Raw genomic sequence first — 593 nt, forward strand, 5'->3', positions numbered from 1 at the left:
ATTCTCGATGAGAAGCCGTGGCTAATTACGCTTAACTACGCACCAAAGTTCGTCGCCTACGGTGAGCAAGATCCTGAAAAGCTCGGAGATGTGGTTACGAAAATGGCAGAGGAGGGCATGACTCAAGAAGCCGCTCTGCGCTTCCTGGCGCGGCCCGAATCCAACCACTCACCACGACGTAGCCCCCAGATCCAGACCATTCAGGGTATTGGGAAGCTGAAGGTCGCCGGTGAGAAATTGGAACTCACAATCGAAAAAAGCATCAATCCCGAGAAGCTGAACTCCAAACTCCACCAATTGCCATCACCGGACCGATTCGTGATGACACTTCCGTCGGATAAGCTCGAAAATAGGCCCACCATAAGTGGGGGAATTGCCGAAATAGATGGTCTCGATGAAGTCATCATTTCGATCGCGCAGTCGCTCCAGAGCAGGGGAGGGGAGGGTGCTCTTCTGCATTAGTTAGGTTACATGCTATTTCGAACGTAAATGTTGCAGAAAATAAGCCGACAAGTATTTGACGATTTTTTAACGCCGGCGGTTAGATCATTTTTTTAGGAAGTGAGAAAGGAATCGCGGTAATGGCAATTGGT

Annotated in this window: 1 pseudogene; it reads left to right on the plus strand. The window is 49.6% G+C overall.

What is annotated here, in order from left to right:
* Positions 1-462, plus strand: a pseudogene (locus FAS41_RS31000) (hypothetical protein); the annotation flags it as partial.
* Between the last annotated feature and the right edge of the window lie 131 nt (positions 463-593).

The sequence above is a fragment of the Pseudomonas nicosulfuronedens genome, from assembly GCF_005877905.1.
Classification (GTDB): Bacteria; Pseudomonadota; Gammaproteobacteria; order Pseudomonadales; family Pseudomonadaceae; genus Pseudomonas; species Pseudomonas nicosulfuronedens.